Origin of the sequence: Mixta intestinalis, from assembly GCF_009914055.1 — a bacterium.
GTDB lineage: Bacteria > Pseudomonadota > Gammaproteobacteria > Enterobacterales > Enterobacteriaceae > Mixta > Mixta intestinalis.
On the sequence record NZ_CP028271.1, the window covers coordinates 2120680 to 2139863 of the forward strand.

Annotated in this window: 17 protein-coding genes and 1 tRNA gene; 12 read left to right on the forward strand and 6 right to left on the reverse strand. The window is 57.8% G+C overall.

The window, feature by feature from the left end:
- Nucleotides 1-59 precede the first annotated feature (59 nt).
- Both radD and rplY read left to right on the forward strand, forming a co-directional pair.
- Entirely contained in the window at nucleotides 60-1814 is a 1755-nt protein-coding gene (gene radD / locus C7M51_RS10085; protein WP_160621674.1) for a DNA repair helicase RadD, read from the forward strand.
- A gap of 139 nt (nucleotides 1815-1953) precedes the next feature.
- A complete protein-coding gene (rplY, locus tag C7M51_RS10090) occupies nucleotides 1954-2238 on the forward strand; it encodes a 50S ribosomal protein L25 (protein ID WP_160621675.1) in 285 nt (94 codons plus the stop codon).
- Nucleotides 2239-2317: 79 nt separating this feature from the next.
- On the opposite strand, the gene yejK is transcribed toward rplY, so the two are convergent.
- On the reverse strand, nucleotides 2318-3322 hold the full coding sequence (yejK, locus tag C7M51_RS10095; RefSeq protein WP_160621676.1) for a nucleoid-associated protein YejK: 1005 nt from the start codon (nucleotides 3320-3322) through the stop codon (nucleotides 2318-2320).
- Between the two features lie 181 nt (nucleotides 3323-3503).
- Between yejK and C7M51_RS10100 the strand changes: the two genes are divergently transcribed.
- Both C7M51_RS10100 and yejM read left to right on the forward strand, forming a co-directional pair.
- Nucleotides 3504-3731: a YejL family protein gene (locus C7M51_RS10100; RefSeq protein WP_160621677.1), complete on the forward strand. Its 228-nt coding sequence runs from the start codon at nucleotides 3504-3506 to the stop codon at nucleotides 3729-3731.
- Nucleotides 3732-3752: 21 nt separating this feature from the next.
- Entirely contained in the window at nucleotides 3753-5504 is a 1752-nt protein-coding gene (yejM, locus tag C7M51_RS10105; protein ID WP_160621678.1) for an LPS biosynthesis-modulating metalloenzyme YejM, read from the forward strand.
- A 33-nt stretch (nucleotides 5505-5537) separates the two neighbouring features.
- Here the strand turns inward: yejM and C7M51_RS10110 are convergent, their stop codons facing one another.
- On the reverse strand, nucleotides 5538-6308 hold the full coding sequence (locus C7M51_RS10110) for an IclR family transcriptional regulator (protein WP_160621679.1): 771 nt from the start codon (nucleotides 6306-6308) through the stop codon (nucleotides 5538-5540).
- A 245-nt stretch (nucleotides 6309-6553) separates the two neighbouring features.
- Between C7M51_RS10110 and C7M51_RS10115 the strand changes: the two genes are divergently transcribed.
- From C7M51_RS10115 to C7M51_RS10145, 7 genes are all read left to right on the forward strand, one after another.
- Nucleotides 6554-7603, forward strand: a complete 1050-nt coding sequence (locus tag C7M51_RS10115; protein ID WP_160621680.1) for a 2-dehydro-3-deoxygalactonokinase — start codon at nucleotides 6554-6556, stop codon at nucleotides 7601-7603.
- Nucleotides 7600-8244, forward strand: a complete 645-nt coding sequence (locus tag C7M51_RS10120; RefSeq protein ID WP_160621681.1) for a 2-dehydro-3-deoxy-6-phosphogalactonate aldolase — start codon at nucleotides 7600-7602, stop codon at nucleotides 8242-8244. Before C7M51_RS10115 ends, C7M51_RS10120 begins: the two co-directional genes overlap by 4 nt.
- Nucleotides 8241-9677: an N-acyl-D-amino-acid deacylase family protein gene (locus tag C7M51_RS10125; protein WP_160621682.1), complete on the forward strand. Its 1437-nt coding sequence runs from the start codon at nucleotides 8241-8243 to the stop codon at nucleotides 9675-9677. The genes C7M51_RS10120 and C7M51_RS10125 overlap by 4 nt, the downstream gene beginning before the upstream one ends.
- 13 nt (nucleotides 9678-9690) lie before the next feature.
- Complete coding sequence (locus tag C7M51_RS10130) at nucleotides 9691-10083, forward strand: RidA family protein (protein WP_160621683.1); 393 nt, start codon at nucleotides 9691-9693, stop codon at nucleotides 10081-10083.
- 35 nt (nucleotides 10084-10118) lie between these two features.
- Nucleotides 10119-11603 carry a sodium:solute symporter family protein gene (locus tag C7M51_RS10135; protein ID WP_160621684.1) on the forward strand — a complete coding sequence of 495 codons (1485 nt, stop codon included), beginning with the start codon at nucleotides 10119-10121 and terminating at the stop codon, nucleotides 11601-11603.
- Nucleotides 11604-11641: 38 nt separating this feature from the next.
- Entirely contained in the window at nucleotides 11642-12829 is a 1188-nt protein-coding gene (locus C7M51_RS10140) for an amino acid deaminase (RefSeq protein ID WP_160623624.1), read from the forward strand.
- A 169-nt stretch (nucleotides 12830-12998) separates the two neighbouring features.
- Nucleotides 12999-13075 (forward strand) — tRNA-Pro (locus C7M51_RS10145).
- 52 nt (nucleotides 13076-13127) lie between these two features.
- Here the strand turns inward: C7M51_RS10145 and C7M51_RS10150 are convergent.
- The gene (locus C7M51_RS10150) at nucleotides 13128-15371 is read right to left on the reverse strand and encodes a heavy metal translocating P-type ATPase (protein ID WP_160621685.1); all 2244 of its coding nucleotides are present in this window, start codon (nucleotides 15369-15371) and stop codon (nucleotides 13128-13130) included.
- A 78-nt stretch (nucleotides 15372-15449) separates the two neighbouring features.
- On the opposite strand from C7M51_RS10150, the gene cadR reads away from it, so the two are divergent.
- Entirely contained in the window at nucleotides 15450-15881 is a 432-nt protein-coding gene (cadR, locus tag C7M51_RS10155) for a Cd(II)/Pb(II)-responsive transcriptional regulator (protein ID WP_160621686.1), read from the forward strand.
- Here cadR and C7M51_RS10160 read toward each other — a convergent pair.
- The 3 genes from C7M51_RS10160 to alkB form a co-directional block, all read right to left on the reverse strand.
- A complete protein-coding gene (locus C7M51_RS10160) occupies nucleotides 15847-16782 on the reverse strand; it encodes a DMT family transporter (protein ID WP_160621687.1) in 936 nt (311 codons plus the stop codon). The genes cadR and C7M51_RS10160 overlap by 35 nt on opposite strands.
- Nucleotides 16783-16788: 6 nt before the next feature.
- Nucleotides 16789-18435, reverse strand: a complete 1647-nt coding sequence (locus C7M51_RS10165) for a multidrug ABC transporter permease/ATP-binding protein (protein WP_160621688.1) — start codon at nucleotides 18433-18435, stop codon at nucleotides 16789-16791.
- A gap of 82 nt (nucleotides 18436-18517) precedes the next feature.
- Complete coding sequence (gene alkB / locus C7M51_RS10170) at nucleotides 18518-19159, reverse strand: DNA oxidative demethylase AlkB (RefSeq protein ID WP_160621689.1); 642 nt, start codon at nucleotides 19157-19159, stop codon at nucleotides 18518-18520.
- Nucleotides 19160-19184 lie beyond the last annotated feature (25 nt).

Here is a 19184-nt window from a genome sequence, read left to right on the forward strand (position 1 = left end):
TGCCGTTTCACCCGCTTTCATGGCATAATGAGGGCCGGTTTCCAGAATGCGCTATCACCATGTCTTTCACTCTGCGTCCCTATCAACAGGAAGCGGTTGCCGCCACGCTCAACCACTTTCGTCGTTCTCACCAGCCTGCGGTTATCGTGCTGCCTACCGGAGCGGGTAAAAGCCTGGTGATCGCCGAACTGGCTCGTCTGGCGCGCGGGCGCGTACTGGTACTGGCGCATGTCAAAGAGCTGGTGGCACAAAACCACAGCAAATACTGCGCGCTGGGGCTGGAAGCGGATATTTTTGCCGCCGGTCTGGCACGCAAAGAGAGCCAGAGCAAAGTGGTGTTCGGCAGCGTACAGTCGGTAGCGCGTAATCTGACACTGTTCGACAGCGCGTTTTCACTGCTGATCGTTGATGAGTGCCACCGCATCGGCGATGATGAAAACAGCCAGTATCAACAGATCCTGACGCATCTGCGTCAGCACAATCCGCAGCTGCGCCTGCTTGGTCTGACCGCCACACCTTATCGTCTGGGTAAAGGGTGGATTTATCGCTATCACTATCATGGCATGGTACGCGGCGATGAGGGCGCGCTGTTTCACGACTGTATCTACGAATTACCGCTGCGCTATATGATTAAGCACGGCTTTCTGGTACCGCCGGAGCGCCTCGATATGCCGGTGGTGCAATATGATTTCAGCCGCCTGAGCGCCCAGGCTAACGGCCTGTTTTCTGAAGCCGATCTGAATCGCGAGCTGAAACAGCAGCGGCGTATTACGCCGCATATTATCAGCCAGATCGTCGAGTTCGCTGCCGAACGCAAAGGCGTCATGATCTTTGCTGCCACCGTCGAACATGCCAAAGAGGTGCTGTCGCTGCTGCCGGAAGGTAAAGCGCTGGTCAGCGCTGAAACGCCCGGCCCGGAGCGCGATGCGCTGATTACTGCTTTTAAGCAGCAGCAGGTTAAATATCTGGTTAACGTGGCGGTTTTAACCACCGGCTTTGATGCGCCGCATGTCGATCTGATCGCTATCCTGCGCCCTACCGAATCTGTCAGCCTCTATCAGCAGATCGTCGGGCGCGGCCTGCGTCTGTGTGAAGGGAAAACCGACTGTCTGATCCTCGACTACGCCGGTAACCCGCACGATCTCTTTACGCCAGAAGTTGGCGCACCAAAGGGGAAAAGCGACAACGTACCGGTACAGGTTTTCTGTCCGGCCTGCGGTTTCGCCAATACTTTCTGGGGAAAAACCACCGCCGACGGCACCCTTATCGAGCACTTCGGTCGCCGCTGTCAGGGCGTGCTGGAGGATAATGAAGGCCATCGCGAACAGTGCGATTATCGCTTCCGCTTTAAAAGCTGCCCGCACTGTAACGCCGAGAACGATATTGCCGCCCGCCGCTGCCATGAATGCGACGCGGTGCTGGTCGATCCTGACGATATGTTGAAAGCGGCGCTCAAACTTAAGGATGCGCTGGTGCTGCGCTGTGGCGGCATGACGTTACAGGCGGGGCGCGATGACAAAGGCGAATGGCTGAAAGCGACCTATTACGATGAGGATGGCACCAGCGTCAGCGAACGTTTTCGGCTGCAAACGCCTGCGCAGCGCACCGCTTTCGAACAGCTGTTTATGCGCCCGCATCAGCGTGCGCCCGGCGTACCGCTCGGCTGGCAAAACGCCAACGATATCGTGGCGCTCCAGCCGCTGCTGCGCCATCCCGATTTTGTGGTGGCGCGCGCTCGCGGGCAGTTCTGGCAGGTGCGCGAAAAGGTGTTCGACTATCAGGGGCGCTATCGCCGCGCTAACGAGTTACGCTAACTTACGCAGGCGGCGTGTTCCGTTTGCGCCCGTCGGTAAAGATGGCTATAATGCCGCGCGCTTTTGTCTGACAAGAGCTGAACAATCCAGGCTGCTGCTGGGTCGCCTGTAGCAGCGTCATTTATTAAAGAGAGTTACCATGTTAACTATCAATGCAACTGAACGTAAAGAGCAGGGTAAGGGTGCGAGCCGCCGCCTGCGTGCAGCTAACAAATTCCCGGCTATCGTTTACGGTGGCAAGGAAGCAGCTGTTTCTATCGAACTGGATCACGATTCTGTGATGAACATGCAGGCTAAGCCTGGCTTCTACACTGAAGAACTGGTTCTGAACATCGATGGCAAAGAAACCAAAGTGAAAGTACAGGCTGTACAGCGTCACCCGTTCAAGCCGAAACTGCATCACATCGACTTCGTTCGCGCTTAATCGCAACAACGATGAAAAAACGCCGCAATCGCGGCGTTTTTTTATGCCTGCGCTTGGGAAATACCCCGTACGCCTGCGCTTACTTGCCGCTGGTACGGCGCTGTAACTGATCGCGTAAATTAGGCGGTGTACCCTTGATCGTCAGGGTATCCGTGGTGGGATCCCAGAAAATACGCTCGCCGAGCAGCATGGCATCAAAATTAATGGTCAGCCCGCCGCCGCTACCGGCAAATTTAGTTAACTGGCGCAGCGTGCTGCGATCCGCCGGAAAGCTCTCCTCCAGCTCGTAGCCCTGCTCCTGGGTAAATTCGCGGAAATTTTTCTCACCCAACGGCGGCAGCTCTTTCGCCAAATCCTCAATGGCGATCTCTTCTCCTGCCTGTAGCTGCTCGTTACAGTAGCTGTAGACCTGCTGACGATAGTTCTGGCGCTCAGCCTTATCCAGGCTGGATTCAGTGCAGTAATCATCCACCGCCTGTAACAATCCGCGGTTTTGCGCTTTGGTATCCAGCCCTACGCTGGCACCGAGGAAATCCATAAAGAAGTCGGCAACTTTACGCCCTACCCGCCCGCGCAAAAAGGTCAGATAGCGCGTCGATTCCGGGTTGGTTTCCCATTCGGTTAAATCGATGCGCGCCACGATATCGGCGTGATTGATGTCCAGATAGTGAACGCTACTGATATCCAGCTGCTCATTGACGCGCATACTGCTCTGGCTGTTGAGTACCGCCACCAGCAGATACTCTACCGCCAGATAGCGATAGTGGCAAAACAGCACCACGCCGCCTTCGGCAAAGGGATATTTCGCCAGTTCATCGCGCAGGCGTCCGGTAGCGGCGCGGCTGAAGGCCAGAAAATCCTGCTGACCCTCACGACATTCACGCAGCGTTTGCGCCAGTTCGCTATCTTCGTTAAACAGGCCGAACGCCTTACTTTTGGCACTGTAAACCCGATGCAGCTCCTCAACCAGCTCCGACACGGCCTGGGTGGTCGGCAACAGGCTATCACGCAGTACCAGCTCCAGCGTCTGCTCATCGCGTTTGATCAACTGATGCAGGGCGATCTGGTCGATATCCAGACTCATGTTAGACTCTCCTTTTAGCTTCAGGCGCGTATTCAAACACCGTGCGCCGTTGCAATCAACCAGCGGATGTGCGATTGCCGGGTTCTGCCGAAGTTTAACGAAGTACTAACGATAAAATTGCAGAAAAAATGGCATGCTTACGGTAAGATACCGCCTTTTCAATACGTATTAGTTAAAGGTTATGCCACAATCATCCCGTTACAGTGACGAACGCGTGGAGAAGATCCTCGCGCAGCTGGTGCAGGTGCTGGAAGAAAACCATGCGCCGACCGATCTTTCCCTGATGGTGCTGGGAAATATGGTCACCAACTTAATCAATACCAGCGTGGCGCCCGCTCAGCGTCGTGCGCTGGCCCGTTCCTTCGCAGATGCGCTTCAGGCCTCGGTACGCGAAGATAAAGCTCATTAATGTGATGATCTGACCGCAAATATGGTTACCAATCGGCAGCGCTACCGTGAAAAAGTCTCCCAGATGATCAGCTGGGGGCACTGGTTCGCGTTGTTTAACATTATTTTCGCCGCCCTGTTGGGCAGCCGTTACCTGTTGGTCGCCGACTGGCCCGGTTCGCTGGCGGGGCGTATTTACGCCTTTACCAGCTGGATCGGCCATTTCAGCTTTATCGTTTTTGCGGCTTATCTGCTCCTGATCTTTCCCCTGACTTTTGTGGTGATGTCGCAGCGGCTGCTGCGCTTTCTCTCTGCTATTGTCGCTACCGCCGGGCTAACGCTGCTGCTGGTTGACAGCGCGGTGTTCTATCGCTTTCATCTTCACCTTAATCCGGTGGTGTGGGAGCTGGTAGTCAACCCGGACCAAAGCGAAATGGCACGCGACTGGCAGCTGATGTTTATCAGCGTGCCAGCCATTTTCCTTGTCCAGATGCTGTTTGCTACCTGGAGCTGGCAAAAACTGCGCAGCCTGAACCGACGCAGCTTCGGCAAGCCGCTGGCCGCGCTGTTTATTTGCGCATTCTTTGCCAGCCATCTGCTCTATATCTGGGCGGATGCTAACTTTTATCGCCCTATTACCATGCAGCGCTCTAACCTGCCGCTCTCCTATCCCATGACCGCGAGACGTTTCCTTGAGAAGCACGGCCTGCTGGATGCGCAGGAGTATCAGCGTCGCCTGGTGCAGCAGGGCAACCCGGAGGCGGTTTCCGTCGCTTATCCACTAAGCGATATTAAATTCCGCGACGCCGGGGCAGGCCATAACCTACTGATTATTACCGTTGATGGCCTTAACGAGGCGACGCTGACTAAAGCGTTGCCAAACCTTGCCCGCTTCAGCGCGGAGAACGTGCGTTTCAGTCAGCACTTTACCGCAGGCAACACGCCAGACAGCGGGCTTTTCGGTCTGTTTTACGGCATTTCGCCCAGCTATATGGATGGCGTACTCGCCTCCCGTATCCCTTCTGCCTTTATCAACGCGCTGAATCAGCAGGGTTATCAGTTTGGCCTGTTCGCTTCAGACAGCTTCCGTTCGCCGCTTTATCGTCAGGCTCTACTGGCCGATTTTTCTCTGCCTACCGTTAACGATCAGCCTAACAGCCAGACGACTTCCCAGTGGCAACGCTGGCTCGGTACGCTGCCGTCAGGACGCACGCCGTGGTTTTCCTGGATCTCATATAACGGCCTGCGCGATCTGCCTGAACGCGGTAAAGAGCGTATGCAGCACTACAGACGCAGCGCTAAAGAGGTGGATAATGAAATTAGTCAGGTGCTGACCACCTTGCAGGAGAAGGGGCTGATGGAGAAAACCGTGGTGGTCATTACCGCGCAGCAGGCGGTGCCGCTAAACGGTAAAGTCAGCGACGGCAACCGCGCGCTTCTGCAGGTGCCGCTGGTGATTCACTGGCCTAATACGCCGGCACAGACGATTACCCGGCTGACCGATCATCAGGATGTGATGACGACGCTGATGCAGCGCCTGCTGCACGTCAGCACGCCTGCGGCTGAATATTCACAGGGTGAGGATCTCTTTGCCGCCCAGCGGCGTCATAACTGGGTTACCAGCGCCGATCGCGATAGATTGATCATTACTACGCCGCAGATGACGCTAATTTTAAACGCTAACGGCAGCTCCCAGGCCTGGGATCGCGAGGGCCAACAGCTGAAAGATCACAAGCTTGAGCTGGCATTGCTGCTACAGGTGTTGACCGAAGAGAAACGTTTTATTGCTAACTGATACGCGCCCTGCACCCGGGCGCGACAACGGCGCTTAACGCTGTACAAATCCCAGCCGCCGCGAGATCAAACCGCAAGCCTGAGCAAGCTCTTCGTTAACCTCGGCAATTTTATGCTGCATACGGTGCGTCGGCCCCGCCACGCTCAGCGCGCCAACAATCTCCCTGGTGTAGTTAAACACCGGCCGCGCCACGCAGGTCAGCCCTTCCTCGTTCTCTTCGTTATCCAGCGCATAGCCTTTCAGGCGTATATCCGCCAGCGTCTCATACAACGTCACCCGGTCGACGATGGTCTTTTCGGTAAAGGGAACCAGCGGCTCGCTTAATACCCGATCGATCTCGGTCAGCGGCTGGTAAGCCAGCAGCGCCTTGCCGATGCCGGTACAGTAGGCGGGCAACCGCGCGCCCAGCCGCGCATGGGTCTGAATAGAAAGCGTGCCTTCGCTTTTGTAGAGATAAACCACGTAGCCGCTGTGATAGACGCCCAGGAAGCAGGTTTCAGAAGTGGTAGCCGAGAGAACTTTCAGACAGGGGATTGAAGCCTCCACCAGATTAACGTTCATCAGCCCTTTGATACCCAGCTCAAGGCTTTTCAGATCCAGATGATAGCGCTCAGTCAGCCTGTCCTGCATTACATACTGGCGTTCGCGCAGGGTTTCGAGGGTACGAAACAGCGTGGTTTTGGCGATACCGGTACGCTTAACCAGCTCCACCAATGATATGCCCTCAGGATGGTCGCTGATCTCTTCAAGAATCGTCAGTACCTTGTCCACGCCGGAAGAGGCGGCGTTATCACCATTTGCCATACAAATCATTCCCGCCAGAAAAAAGCCTATTGTACCCGCATTGCCCTGCCTGGCAAAACGCTTTCATTTTAAACAGTTAGCTTATTTCTCCGCTTTTATTCGGCGCTGATATGCCGTCGCCGCCCTTCCTTTTGCTGTGAAGCGCATCACCAAAGCTGAAAAAACGGAATGACATTCCTATTTTATAAATTTAACCTCTAAAAAAGGAACAACATTCCAAAACATCAGCAAGTCAGGGAAAACCCATGCTTATTGTCACCATTGATGCCGGAACAACTAATACCAGGGTACGCCTCTGGCGCGATAAAAAGATCGTTGCCGCCAGCAGCAACGCGGTGGGCGTGCGCGATATCGCCGTTACCGGCGATCGCGGCACGCTGATGAGCGCGATAAAAAGCATGCTGGAAAGCCTGTTCAGGCAGATCGGCGGCGTTAACCGCGAGCGCTATGCGATCGTGGCGTCGGGCATGATCACCGCCGAGCTGGGGCTGCATGCCGTTCCGCATCTCACCGCGCCGGTCTCTTTTGCCGATCTGGCGGCTGGCGCGGTGGCCCATATCCTGCCGGAGATCGCACCGCAGCCCATCTGGTTTATCCCCGGCGTGAAAAACGCCGTCGCCAGCATCGACGTTAACAACATCGACGCCATGGATATGATGCGCGGCGAAGAGGTAGAAACCTTCGGCCTGCTGGCGCAGCATCATATCTGCGGTCCGGTGCTGGTCGCGCTGCCGGGTACCCATTCAAAATTTGTACTGGTAGATAAAGAGCAGCGCATTCTGAGCTGCGTCACCACGATGGCCGGCGAGCTGCTTGATGTCCTCACCCACCAGACCATTTTAAAAAACTCGCTCGACGGCGAATTCACTCATGAGCTGGATCGCGAATACCTGTTAAAAGGTGCCGCCTCCTGTCGTCGCCTCGGCATTAGCCGTAGCTGCTTTGCGGTACGCCTGCTGGATCGCTTTACGCCCGCCAGCCACTGTCAGAAGGCCAGCTATCTGCTCGGTGCCGCGTTTTATTCCGATCTGCAGGCGCTTAAGCACAGCGCCGCGCTCAATCTCACCGGCGATATCGCCATCGCCATCGGCGGCAAATCGGTGTTGCAACAGGCGCTGGCAACGCTGATCGCCGACGATCCCTTTTTTAGCGGCAGCATGCTGCTGGCGGAGGATCGGCCTGAACGCCCCTTCTCCGGCAGCGGTGCCGTCGCCGTTATGGAGCAGATACTGATGCGTTCAGCCAGCTCTGCCCCGCTTTGTTCAGGCATCTCACCTTCAGGAACCTCCCGATGAAAACTATGACTATCGCGCCGCTGGTCGCCATTCTGCGCGGCATCAGGCCGGAAGAGATCGACAGCCATCTTCCGCTGCTGATTGAGGCAGGCTTTACGGCCATTGAAATTCCACTTAATTCGCCGGACTGGGAAACCAGTATCGGGCACGCGGTCAGCGCCTACGGCGATCGCGTCACCATCGGCGCGGGCACGGTGCTCAGCGTGGACAATGTCGATCGCCTGGCGGCGCTGGGCTGCCGGCTGATTATCTCCCCCAACAGCAACCCGGCGGTGATACGCCGGGCGCTGCACCATGACATGCAGGCGATGCCCGGCTGCGCCACGCCTGGGGAAGCGTTTATCGCCATCGAAGCGGGCGCGCGGCAGCTCAAGCTTTTTCCCGCCAGCTTTTTCGGCCCCGATTATGTCCGGGCGCTGAAAACGGTGCTGCCGACCTCCGTCGCGCTGTTCGCCGTCGGCGGCGTCACGCCAGAGACGCTGCCGCGCTACCTGGCCGCAGGCTGCGCCGGTGCCGGTATCGGTGGCGAGCTTTATCGGGCAGGTCAGCCTGCTGAGCAGACGCAAAGACAGGCGCTGGCGTTTATCGCTGCCCATCAGCGCTTTATCACGCCATCACAGCAGAACGGGAAGTCCATATGAAAATCAGCTGGCTGTTTAAAAACGCCACCGTCATTGACGGCTCCGGTAGTCCGGCGTATCGCGCCGACGTGGCGGTAGTGGGCGATCGCATCGCGCGCATCGCTCCCGCCATTAATGAAGAGGCGCACGCCACTCTTGACTGCCACGGACTGACGCTGGCGCCCGGCTTTATTGATGTCCATACCCATGACGATCTGGCGGTGATTAAGCGTCCGGACTATATCGAAAAAACTTCCCAGGGCGTGACCAGCATTATCGTCGGTAACTGCGGCATCAGCGCCGCCTGCGCGGTCATGCAGGATCAGGTGCCCGATCCCATCAACCTGCTGGGCGAGCTGGATGAATTTCACTACCCGGACTTAGCCAGCTACCGGGATGGCATCAATGCCGTTACCCCTTCGGTTAACGTAGCCACGCTGATCGGCCATACCACGCTGCGCAATAACTGCGTGGATTCTCTGCTTGAGCCCGCCAATAGCCAGCAGATCGCGGCGATGCGTGAAACGCTGCGCCTGGCGCTGCAACAGGGCGCGCTGGGGCTGAGTACCGGGCTTTCTTACGGTAACGCGGTTAACGCCTCGACAGAGGAGGTTTGCGCGCTGGCGGAGCTGCTGGCCGAATATCACGGCATCTATACCACCCATCTGCGCACCGAATATGACGGCATTATCGAGGCGATGCAGGAAGCTTTCCACGTGGGACGTCACGGCGGCGTGCCGGTGCAGATCTCACACCATAAATGCGCCGGGGCGAAAAACTGGGGACGCACCACCGAAACTCTGGCGCTGATTGAGCAATATCAGCAGCAGCAGGAAATCAGCTGTGACGTTTATCCCTACCGCGCCGGATCGTCCAACCTCGATCTACGGCAGGTCACCACCGATTACGACATCCTGATCACCTGGTCCACCCCTTTTCCGCAGATGGCCGGTAAAACCCTACAGGAGATCGCCGGGCTTTGGCAGACCGACGTGCATGAAGCGGCCAGTCGCCTGCTGCCGGCAGGCGCCATCTATTTTCAGATGGATGAAGCTGACGTGCGCCGCGTGCTGCAACACCCAAGCGCAATGATCGGATCCGACGGCCTGCCCTGCGATCCTAACCCGCATCCCCGCCTGTGGAGCACCTTTCCACGCGTGCTCGGCCACTACAGCCGGGACGAAAAGCTGTTTCCGCTGGTTACCGCCGTCCACAAGATGACCGGCATGTCCGCCCAGCGTTTCGGGCTGCCGCAACGCGGCCTGATCCGCGAGGGCTGGTTCGCCGATCTGACCCTCTTCGACGCGCAAACCGTGAATGAAGCAGGCACCTTTCAGCATCCGAAGCAGGCGGCCGTCGGCATTGAGCGGGTATGGGTTAACGGCGTGCTCAGCTGGAGCGACAAAGCGATGACCGGCCAGCGCGCAGGTAAATTTTTAGCAGCCAATCAGTAATCACAGGGGAAAAATGATGAAACGTTATGGTGTGGAAGGTTCTGCAGGTACTGGCGGCCAGGCGCTGCCCTTTGCTAAAGCGGTAGCCGCCGACGGCTGGCTCTACGTCTCCGGTCAGACGCCGATGGTGGATGGCGAGATTATCGACGGCGGCATCGTCGCCCAGTCAACGCAGGCCATTGAGAACTGCCTCGACATTATGCATGAAGCGGGCTTCGGCATAGAGGATATCGTGCATATGAAGGTGTTCCTTACCGATGCCCGCTACTTCCAATCCTTTAACCGGGTGTTCAAAAAATTCTTCGGCGCGCATCCGCCCGCCAGGATCTGCTGCGTCGCCGATTTGGTGGTCGACTGCATGGTGGAAGTGGATATCACCTGCTTCAACGCTAAATTCAAAAGCTAACACAGAGTAACCCTCTGATATAACAAGGATATATTATGCAACATAATAATTTCCTGACATGGTTTTTGCTTTACGCCTTCGCCATGATGGCGGTTGGCTGGTATGTTACGCGCCACCAGAAAACCGGGGAAGATTTTATACTCGGTGGCAGAAAACTACCGATGCTACTGACGCTCGGTTCTACCGTCGGCACCATGGTCGGCACCGGCTCCAGCATCGGCGCGGTCAGCTTCGGCTACAGCAACGGCTGGGCGGGGATGCTGTACGGCCTCGGCGGTGCCTCCGGCATTCTGCTTACCGCATGGCTGTTCGGCCCGCTGAGAAATCTGCGCTTTATGACTATGAGCGAAGAGATCTGCTACTACACCGGCGGCAGCCGCATCGTTAAAAATCTGGTAGCGCTGCTGATTTTCCTCGCCTCGATCGGCTGGCTGGGAGCGCATATCCTGGGCGGCGGCCTCTATCTCGCCTGGGCGGCGGGAATCGATATTACCCTCGCCAAAATCATTATCGCCGTGGGCTTTATTTTCTACGTCGGCATCGGCGGTTATAAAGCCGTCTCCTGGATCGATACTCTGCAATCCGTCGTGCTGTTCGTGGGCTTTATCGTGCTGGCGGCGATGTCGGTCAGCTATGTCGGCGGCTGGGAGGTTATTGTCGCGAAAACCGATCCGCAGGCCTTTACGCTGTTCGGCATCGGCAAACTCGGCCTGCTGCCGGCAATTTCGCTGGCGACCGTGATCGGCATCGGCGTACTGGCCACCCCCTCCTATCGCCAGCGCATCTATTCGGCGGCCTCGACGCGCACTATCCGCCAGTCTTTTATTATCACCGGACTGCTCTATATGGGTTTTTCATTCCTGCCCGCCATTATCGGCATGGCGACCCACGTGATGAACCCTGAACTGGACAACTCAGGCTTCGCCTTCCTGTATGCCACCAACGCGCTGCCCCATGTCGTGGCGATGGTGGTGCTGATCGCCGGGATGTCCGCTAACCTCTCCTCCGGCAGCTCGGACGCTATTGCCGGCGTCTCGATTATCCTGCGCGATATCTACACCATGATCGTCGGCCAGATGCCGCCGCCGGAAAAGGCGATCGGCCTGTCGCGCCTCTTCCTGCTGGGGGTAATTCTGCTGGCGCTGATTTTCGCACTGACCTCCAACGATATCATCGGCTATATCACCAAGATGATCTCGATGATCATGTCCGGAATGTGCGTAACCGTGCTGCTGGGTAAATTCTGGCCGCGCTTTAACTGGCAGGGCTGCATTGCCGCGCTGCTGGGCGGCAGCCTGACGTCGCTTGCGGTGATCTTCTCGCCGCAGTGGTCCGCCGCGCTGGGCAACCCGGTGCTGCCCGCCCTCGCCGTCAGCGTCGTTGCGGCGGTGGTGGTTACGCTACTGACGCCGCAAAACGCGCTTTCACGCGAAGCGGTTTTGCAGATGATTACCGCAGAGCGGGAAAACGACGGCCAGACGCCGCGCGCTGACGCCACTCCGGTAAGGAGCGCGGAATGATGGTCGATAGCGGTCTGGCGGCGCATAAGTGCGACGCTATGTTCAGCCCGTCAGCGGAGGGTGCCAGGGTTCTGCATGAGGAAGTTTGCCTGCCCGCTGCGGTGATTAAAGCGCAGGCGCTGGAGAATAATATCCGCTGGATGCAGCGCTATGCCGATCGACGCGGCGTATCTCTGGCGCCCCACGGCAAAACCACCATGACGCCGTGGATCTTTCAGCAACAGCAGCAGGCTGGCGCCTGGGCTATCGGCGTCGGCAGCGCCTGGCAGGCGCAGGCGGCGATGCTCAGCGGCATCCGGCGCGTGCTGATGGCCAATCAGCTTACGGGCAACGCCAATATGCAGCTGGCGGCGCAGCTGAAGCGGCGCTATCCGACGGCGGAGTTTATCTGTTGCGTTGATAATCCGCAGCAGGCGAAAACGCTCTCCGCCTTTTTCAGCGCGCAGCAGCAGAGGCTGGACGTGCTGGTGGAGCTTGGCGTCACGGGCGGACGCTGCGGGTGCCGCTCCGCTGCCGAGGCGCTGGTGCTGGCGGAAACGGTCGCTCAGCTGCCGGGGCTGCGCCTGCGCGGGCTGGAACTCTATGAGGGCGTGCTGCACGACGCCAATCCACGGCCGCAGATTGAAAAACTGCTGCGGGATGCCGCCGCGCTGGCCTGTCGCATGGCGGTTTGGGTAAGCGGCGAGTTTATCCTTACCGGTGCCGGCACCGTCTGGTATGACGTAGTCTGCAACGTCTGGCTGGCTGCGGAAAAACCCACCGACTGCCGCATCGTGATCCGTCCCGGTTGCTATATCACGCACGATAACGGCATCTACCAACAGGCGCAGAACGCGCTGATGGCGCGTGACGCCACGGCCTGCGCTATCGGCGGCGATCTTGCCTGCGCGCTGGAGATCGTCGCCATGGTGCAGTCGGTGCCGGAACCTGCCCTCGCGGTGGTTAATTTCGGCAAGCGCGACGCGGCTTTCGACGCCGGTCTGCCGCAGCCGATCGCGCACTATCGTGCGGGCAAAGCGCTGCCGCTGACGCCGGGCTCCATGACCAGCGTCGGGATAATGGATCAGCACTGTATGCTGCAACTGACGCCGGGGGCCGATGTGCAGACGGGGGATATTCTGCTGTTTGGTATCTCGCACCCCTGCCTGACCTTTGATAAATGGAAAACGCTGCTGCTGGTTGATGAGGAGTATCGGGTGTTGAAAACGCTGGAAACCGCCTTTTAAGGCGTAATGGCAGAAATAACCGGGAAGCCGCCGTCCTCATCGGGGACGACGCTCCCTTGCCGCCGCGATTGCGGCGGTGCAATTTCGCGCTAACGGATTATTAATAAAGCAGTTAGCGCGTAAGCATCTTGCTTTTAGCGAGATTCCAGGTACTATAGCGTCCACATATCGGCACGTAGCGCAGCCTGGTAGCGCACCGTCATGGGGTGTCGGGGGTCGGAGGTTCAAATCCTCTCGTGCCGACCAAATTACTCCGAAAAAACCAACCCTTACGGGTTGGTTTTTTTATGTCTGTAATCTATTGCCGCAGTAGTCGCAGGCCATTGGCAACCACCAGCAGGCTGGCACCAACATCGGCGAATACCGCCATCCACAACGAGCCCATACCCGCCAGCGTCAGCGCCAGAAAGACAATCTTAATCCCCATCGCCAGCACGATATTTTGCCAGAGCACGCCGCTGGTGCGTTTTGACAAGCGCACAAAAGCAGGTATTTTGCGCAAATCGTCGTCCATCAGGGCGATATCAGCGGTTTCGATGGCGGTATCCGTACCTATCGCGCCCATCGCGAAGCCAATATCGGCGCGCGCCAGCGCGGGTGCATCGTTAATGCCATCGCCTACCATACCGACAGCACCACGCCCAGCGAGGTTTTCCACCGCTGCCAGCTTATCTTCCGGTAGCTGGTTACTGTGAACTTCATCAACCGCAACCTGCGCGGCAATCGCCTGCGCCGCTCCCTGATTATCGCCGGTAAGCATGACCGTTCTGACACCCAGCTGATGCAGCTGCGCAATGGCCTCACGGCTACTCTCTTTTATCGTATCCGCAACGGCAAACAGGCTCAGCAGTTCGCTGTCGCTACAGAGCATAACCACCGTTTTTCCCTGCTTTTCCTGTTCAGCCAGTGCTGTTTTCACGGCATCAGGGCAGTTAACCCGCTCTTCCATCAGGCGAAGATTGCCCAGGCTGTAGCTGACGCCCTGAATTACGCCGCAGACGCCGCGCCCCGACAGCGCGGTAAACTGGGCTACCGGCAGCCGATCTGACTGCGTCGCCGCCAGCACCGCCTGTGAAACCGGATGATCGGAATACTCCGCCAGGCTTGCCGCCAGCGTTTGACAACGCGCCGCATCCAGGGAACCAAAGGGGATGATGTCGGTCTGAACCGGCTTGCCGTGCGTCAGCGTGCCGGTTTTATCCAGCGCCAGCCATTTCAGCCTTCTTCCCTGTTCCAGATAAACGCCGCCTTTAATCAAAATGCCGCGACGTGCGGCAGCCGTTAGTCCGCTGACAATCGTTACCGGCGTGGAAATGACCAGCGCACAGGGGCAAGCAATCACCAGCATCACCAAAGCCTTATAGATCCATTCCCGCCACTCACCGCCGATAATCAGCGGCGGCAGCAGCGCTACCGCGAGCGCCAGCGCACAGACCAGCGGCGTATAAATGCGAGAAAAGCGATCGACGAAACGCTGTACCGGCGCTTTGGCTCCCTGTGCCTGCTCAACCACACGAATAATCCGTGCCAGCGTAGAGTCTGCCGCCGCTGAGGTAACGCGATACTCCAGTACGCCCGCGCCGTTCAGCGTACCGGCAAACAGCGTATCCCCTTCCTGTTTCTCGACCGGCAGACTTTCTCCGGTAACCGGCGCCTGATTGATTGCCGACTGCCCACGCACAATAGTGCCGTCAAGGCCGATACGTTCGCCGGGTTTTACCCTGATCAGGCTACCGGGCGCGACGCTCTTCACTTCCTTCTCCTGCCAGGTGCCATCCGGCTGCTGCACGCTGACCGTTTCCGGTGCCAGTTGCATCAGCGAGCCAATCGCGTTACGTGCGCGATCCAGCGATTTCGCCTCCAGCATTTCAGCCAGCGTAAACAGCACCATTACCATCGCCGCCTCTGGCCACTGCCCGAGCGCCAGCGCGCCGGTAACGGCAATACTCATCAGGGCATTGATATTCAGATTGGCGTTTCTCAGCGCCGTCCAGCCTTTCTTATAGGTATCCAGGCCACAGACAGCGATCGCCAGCAGCGCCAGTACCGCCTGCACCCATCCGGGCAGACCGCTCCAGTGCGCGATTTCCGCTGCGGCGGCGGCAATACCCGCCAGCGCCAGCGGCCAGATACGCATCTTCTCCGGCGGCGCGCCCGACGAGGTTTCATCAACCACCAGCTCCGGTTCAAAATCCAGCGAGCGGATAGCGGCAAGCAGCGGCTCCAGCGCCTCCGGCGCGTGCGTCACCGTCAGCACGCGCTGTATCAGATTAAATTCTAACGCGCTGATACCTGGCATAGCGCCCAGCTTTTTACGAATCAGCGTCTCTTCAACCGGACAATCCATCTGTTTAATCAGAATACGCGTCCGTTGATCGCTGGCGCTGCCTGCCTTTTGCTGCGAAGGCGCGGTAACTTCGGCGTTCTGGCATGCTGCCTTTGTCGACAGCGGCGTAAAGGCGGTAAAGCGGCCTGATGCGCTCGCCGCCTCCTCTTTTCCCTGCCCTGCGTTGCAATTGCGGTTTCCGCAACAATCACTCATATCCTTTCCCTCCCCGGTAACCTATACTGGCATTTAAAACCCTGTAGTTACTTCAGGGTCAAGCAGGAGAAAAATAAAATGAAAATTGGCGAACTGGCACGACTGGCAGGCTGTTCGGTAGAAACGGTACGCTATTACGAGCGTGAAGGGCTGCTACAGGCGGCGCTGCGTAATCTCAACAACTATCGCTATTACGACAGCCATCATCTGGAAAATCTGAAGTTTATCCGGCGCTGTCGGGCGCTGGATATGACTCACGAGGAGATTCGTACGCTGTTGCAGGCACGCAGCCAGCCCGACGCCGACTGTGGCGCGGTCAATGCGCTAATCGATCGTCATCTGCATCATGTTCAGGCGAAGATTCAGGAGCTGAACGTGCTGGAAAAGCAGCTAACAGAGCTAAGGGGATGCTGCCATACCAATCGCACGGCACGACACTGCGGCATTTTGCGTGAATTAGAGCAGACGGAAGATATTAACGCGATGCCTTCCCTGCCGCGCGGCATCTGAACAGTTTTTCCACCGGTAAGGTGATGATCGCCAGACAGAAGATAATCAGGCCCACGCCGCTCCAGCCGGACAGCGGTAGCCGTTCCCCTACCAACAGCACCGCCAGCAGAGCAGCAACAACCGGTTCCAGCAGGGTAATGGTAGTTGCCATACTGGCGGGGATGCGCGCCAGCCCGTAGCCATAGCAGAGATAACCAATAAACATCGGGATCAGTGCCATATAGAGACCCACGGCAGCGTTATTCCATGCCGCAAATAACGGTGCGCCGGTCAGCAACAGAACCGGCATCAACAGCAAGCCACCAGCGCCAAAGGTCACGCCCATTGCGGCACGCGGCGCTATCTTTTGCTGCATCATACGGCGGGCGGACCAGGAGTAAAGCGCGTAGGTAAAGCCCGCTAACAGCCCCAACAGGATACCAGCCAGCGCATATCCCGCCTCACCTCCCGCGCTATGACTGCCGCTTTCAGCAAAGCAGAGCAGAACCATACCCAGTAAACCCACCGTCGCACCCAGCATCCACTGTTTCGTCAGGCGTAAGCCATCGAGCCGGTATTCAATCAACGCGGAGAGCAGCGGCGCAGAGCCGATAGAAATAACAGTGCCAACGGTTACGCCCGCGAAGCGCATAGAGGTATAAAAGGCGAGCGGATAGACGGCTACCGCCAGCGCACCGGTCAGCAAATAGCGCCACTGATGGGCAATCAGCCGTCGCTGCCGTTTAATCGCGGCAATGGCAATCGCTCCCTGCATTAGCCCACCCACGCCCATCGCCACAGCGCCCACTGCCAGCGGGCTAAGCGCAGGCGCAAACGTCGCCGCCGTGCCGGTGGTGCCCCATACTACCGCAGCGATAAAAACGCCGATGATGCCCGCCAGGCGCGATTCCGAAGTCAGCATCAGATTTTAGCGTCCGGTATCGGTGCGCTGCACCGCATCCAGCGTGGCTTTCTCCCTTTCGCTGCCGGTCAGCTCATACAGCTGTCCGTCACGCATTTCCAGCAGCCGATCCGCCTGGGTAAAGTAGTGATCGTCATGGCTGATAGCAAAAATCGTTTTGCCGCTCTGCTGTAGCCACGGTAGCAGTTCACGGTAAAAAACACGGCGAAAATGCGGATCCTGATCGGCGGCCCACTCATCCAGCAGCAGCATATCGCGCTGCTCCGCCGCCGCCAGCAGTAGCGCCAGACGCTTGCTTTGCCCTTTCGACAGCTGCAAATTCAGTACCCGGTTACCTTCCAGCTTCAGCTTATCCTGCATTTTTAGCTTCTCCAGCCATTGCTGTACCAGCCTCGGACTGGCCGGTAGCGCACCGGGGCCGATAAGCCGATCGAACAGGTGCGGATCGGTGAAGACCGCCGAAAACAGCTGGCGATAATGCTCGTTATCCTTGATGACTTCCCCATCCAGTAAGATGGTGCCGGAAACCGGCTGATAGAGCCCGGTCAGCAGCATCGCCAGCGTTGATTTACCGCTGCCGTTGCCGCCGATCAGAAATATAAGCTCGCCGCGTCTGAGCGTCAGGTTAACCGGCCCCACGGTGAAACCTTTCTCACCGTAATGAAACACCAGATCGCGCAGCTCCAGCGTCTGCCAGTCAGCTACCGCAGGCAGCGGTGCAAAATGTTCGCGCCACTCCGCCAGCTGGAAAGTACGCAGTTTATTAAAGGCCACCTGGGCGCTCAGTAACATCGGCAGCGCGCCCATCGCCTGTAACAGCGGCGTGCGCAAAAACAGCAGGGTCAACGAATAGGTGGCGGCTACCGCCGTGTTTGCCCAGCCAAGGCCGTTCGCCATAAAGAACACCATGCCGATGGCGCCCAGCATCATGATATTTGACCAGTTTACCGCGCTGAGGTGGTAGGTATCGGCACGCACGATATGATGGCGATAGGCGTTAGCGTTTTCCTGATAAACGGTATCGTAGATGAGTTGCGCCCGCTCACGGTTCAGCGCCAGCTCCTTGCGTCCGTCAATAACCGTTTGATAATCAGCGTACAGGCGATCTTCCGTCTCTCGCAGCGCCGCCATATGGCGATAAACACGCGCCACCAGCAGCCAGCCGCCGACCAGGGTCACCGCAATCCACACCGCGCTGACCGCCAGCATACGCGGCGACAGCCAGGCGAGGTAGATGGCCGATCCGAGGGTTAAAATAACCCCCTGAATCAGCTCCGGCAGGCGCACAAAAGCCATCGTGATATTACGCACGTCGCTGGTCAGGCTCGCCAGCAGCTGAGCGCTGCCGATCTGCTCGATACGTTCCACCTGGGTATCCAGGATACGTTTGATAAACTCGCCGCGTAGCCGCCAGACAAAGCGGTGTCCCAGCAGCGTCAGCGCCATCTGTGAAGCCAGCGTCAGCGCCATCAACAGCAGCAGTAAACCAAGAAATTCCGGCAGCACCGCCATTGAGGTGTTAACGCTGGCAATCAGTTCCTGATTAATCCAGGCGATAAGGCCGATGCCAAGCGCGGCGCTCAGCAGATTAAGAACGATGACGGCAATAAACGGCCAGCGGTACTGTTTACAGACAACGGACAGCAACTCCATAAAAACATCCTGATAAAAACAAAAGCAGCATGCAGTTTAATGAGAAGCCGTTTGATAGCAATAATAATTCTCAACTGCGCTATCAGCGCGCGCGGCGGAAGGTGAGATTATAGCGATACGGTCCTGCCAGCGGATGCACGCCCGGCTTTACTGGCAGAATGCCGTGAAAGCGCAGCCGTGACGGGCCGCCCCATACCACCACATCGCCATGCTCCAGTAAAACACGCTGCACGCCGTCGCCACGCGCAAAGCCACCGAACTGAAATACCGCAGGCAGGCCGAGCGACACTGAGACGATCGGCTGATGCAGATCCTTCTCATCTTTATCCTGATGCAGCGAAAGCTTAGCGCCCGGTTCATAGCGGTTAATCAGACAGGCGTCGGGCTGAAAACCGGCAAAGCCCGCTTCCTGCGCAGCCGTCTGTGCCAACAGGCGAAACGGCTGCGGCATGGCTGGCCAGCGATGCCCGCTAAGGTTATCGGCCTCGGTATATTGATAGCCGCGGCTGTCGCTTGACCATCCCAGATCGCCACAGTTGGTCATTGCGACCGACATACGATAGCCGCCGGGCGTAATGCGGTGCTGAAAAGGATTCTGTTCGGCAATCTGCGCGATCGATGTCAGCAGCGCTTCACCCTGCTGACGGGCGCGGCGGCGCAGAATAACCGCACCATCGGCCAGCGGCTCTGCCCAGGGTGCCTCATCGCTAAAGAGATCTAACATGGTTGTTCTCCTTTACCGCATTATG

Bases quoted from the DNA above. Each gene is read 5' to 3' on its own strand.
- C7M51_RS10140 (WP_160623624.1), top strand. From the start codon at position 11,642: ATGTTCAGCCCGTCAGCGGAGGGTGCCAGGGTTCTGCATGAGGAAGTT.
- C7M51_RS10110 (WP_160621679.1), bottom strand. From the start codon at position 6,308: ATGGCAAATGGTGATAACGCCGCCTCTTCCGGCGTGGACAAGGTACTG.
- C7M51_RS10150 (WP_160621685.1), bottom strand. From the start codon at position 15,371: ATGAGTGATTGTTGCGGAAACCGCAATTGCAACGCAGGGCAGGGAAAA.
- yejK (WP_160621676.1), bottom strand. From the start codon at position 3,322: ATGAGTCTGGATATCGACCAGATCGCCCTGCATCAGTTGATCAAACGC.
- C7M51_RS10165 (WP_160621688.1), bottom strand. From the start codon at position 18,435: ATGGAGTTGCTGTCCGTTGTCTGTAAACAGTACCGCTGGCCGTTTATT.
- C7M51_RS10135 (WP_160621684.1), top strand. From the start codon at position 10,119: ATGCAACATAATAATTTCCTGACATGGTTTTTGCTTTACGCCTTCGCC.
- C7M51_RS10125 (WP_160621682.1), top strand. From the start codon at position 8,241: ATGAAAATCAGCTGGCTGTTTAAAAACGCCACCGTCATTGACGGCTCC.
- yejM (WP_160621678.1), top strand. From the start codon at position 3,753: ATGGTTACCAATCGGCAGCGCTACCGTGAAAAAGTCTCCCAGATGATC.
- alkB (WP_160621689.1), bottom strand. From the start codon at position 19,159: ATGTTAGATCTCTTTAGCGATGAGGCACCCTGGGCAGAGCCGCTGGCC.
- radD (WP_160621674.1), top strand. From the start codon at position 60: ATGTCTTTCACTCTGCGTCCCTATCAACAGGAAGCGGTTGCCGCCACG.
- C7M51_RS10120 (WP_160621681.1), top strand. From the start codon at position 7,600: ATGAAAACTATGACTATCGCGCCGCTGGTCGCCATTCTGCGCGGCATC.
- rplY (WP_160621675.1), top strand. From the start codon at position 1,954: ATGTTAACTATCAATGCAACTGAACGTAAAGAGCAGGGTAAGGGTGCG.
- C7M51_RS10100 (WP_160621677.1), top strand. From the start codon at position 3,504: ATGCCACAATCATCCCGTTACAGTGACGAACGCGTGGAGAAGATCCTC.
- cadR (WP_160621686.1), top strand. From the start codon at position 15,450: ATGAAAATTGGCGAACTGGCACGACTGGCAGGCTGTTCGGTAGAAACG.
- C7M51_RS10130 (WP_160621683.1), top strand. From the start codon at position 9,691: ATGATGAAACGTTATGGTGTGGAAGGTTCTGCAGGTACTGGCGGCCAG.
- C7M51_RS10160 (WP_160621687.1), bottom strand. From the start codon at position 16,782: ATGCTGACTTCGGAATCGCGCCTGGCGGGCATCATCGGCGTTTTTATC.
- C7M51_RS10115 (WP_160621680.1), top strand. From the start codon at position 6,554: ATGCTTATTGTCACCATTGATGCCGGAACAACTAATACCAGGGTACGC.